We start from the raw sequence: 1507 nt of genomic DNA, 5'->3' as shown, positions 1-1507 counted from the left end.
GCCTCTTCTTTCGTTTTTTTCTTTTAGCTTAAAACACTCTTGATCTGTTCAATTGCCCAATCGAGATCTTCTTTATCAATGACGAGTGGCGGGGCGAAGCGGATGACATTTTGATGGGTTTCTTTACAGAGTAACCCTCTTTCCTTCAATTGTTCACAATACTTACGAGCGGGTTCTGTCATCTCGACTCCTATGAAGAGGCCTTTGCCTCGTACTTCTTTGATTTTTGGATTATCGATCGATTTCAATTTTTCCATCATGTAATTTCCGAGCTCGAGGGAACGGTCGACAAGATTTTCTTCCTCAAGCACTTCTAAGGATGCGACAGAGACAGCACAAGCAAGAGGGTTTCCGCCGAAAGTCGAACCGTGAGATCCTGGGTTGAAAACACCGAGGACTTCTTTGTTGGCAACCACACAGGAAATTGGGAACACGCCGCCACCAAGTGCTTTTCCTAATATGAGCATATCAGGGCTTACATCTTCCCAATCACAAGCGAACATCTTTCCACTTCTGCCAAGACCTGCCTGAATTTCATCGGCAATAAATAAGACGTTGTTTTCGTGACACACCTCATATGCTTCCTTCAAGAATCCTTCCGGAGGCATCACAATACCGGCTTCACCTTGAATGGGTTCAAGCAGGAACCCTGCCGTATTTTCAGTGATAGCTTCTTTAAGTGCTTCCACATCTCCGTAAGGGACAAGCTTAATCCCTGGAAGCATCGGTCCGAAGCCGCGTTTGTATTCTTCTTCTGATGATAGAGAAACAGCGCTCATTGTGCGGCCGTGAAAATTCCCTGTACATGCGATAATTTCCGCTTGATCCTCTTTCACTTTCTTAACATCGTACGCCCAGCGTCTCGCCGCTTTGATTGCTGTTTCAACTGCCTCTGCACCCGTGTTCATTGGAAGAGCCATTTCTTTGTTGGTAATTTTACATATTTTCTCATACCAAGGGCCAAGCTGATCATTATGAAAAGCTCTTGATGTCAAGGTGACTCGGCTTGCTTGATCAGTCAAGGCTTGAATGATTTTTGGATGACGGTGCCCCTGATTGACAGCGGAGTAAGCGCTTAACATATCCATATAACGATTACCTTCAGGATCTTCTACCCATACCCCTTCCGCTTTAGCGATAACGATTGGAAGCGGGTGGTAGTTTTTCGCACCATATTCCTGCGTTTGATCGATAATTTGTTGACTTGAAACAACCATTGTATCCCTCCAATTTCATTAAATCTCCATCCATTATAACAGGTTTAGTTTTAATTTTCTTACGACTCAGAAAATTAACCCGTATGGACATATAGTTAGGAATCACTCCAGTTAACGTGGTATTATTATATGCGTAAATGATATAAGTAAAGGAGGAAAAATCATGGCACACTTACATATTACCTCTTGGGTAATCGCTTTCGTGTTAGTTGCACTTGTTACAACGTTTACAAGAGCTGGAAACGAAAAGGCAGCAAAGATTTCTCATATGATTTTACGGCTTGATTATT

The 1507-nt window shown here is 42.9% G+C and carries 2 protein-coding genes; one reads left to right on the top strand and one right to left on the bottom strand.

The annotated features are described in order from the left end of the window. Positions 1-23: 23 nt before the first annotated feature. Complete coding sequence (locus tag LD39_RS21480; protein WP_035553932.1) at positions 24-1217, bottom strand: ornithine--oxo-acid transaminase; 1194 nt, start codon at positions 1215-1217, stop codon at positions 24-26. A 163-nt stretch (positions 1218-1380) separates the two neighbouring features. Between LD39_RS21480 and LD39_RS22390 the strand changes: the two genes are divergently transcribed. Continuing rightward, positions 1381-1507: DUF1516 family protein (locus LD39_RS22390; protein ID WP_156112712.1), on the top strand; the 127-nt coding region annotated here is incomplete at its 3' end.

Source organism: Halobacillus sp. BBL2006 (assembly GCF_000786645.1).
GTDB lineage: Bacteria > Bacillota > Bacilli > Bacillales > Halobacillaceae > Halobacillus.
This window is presented reverse-complemented; position numbering and strand designations above follow the sequence as displayed.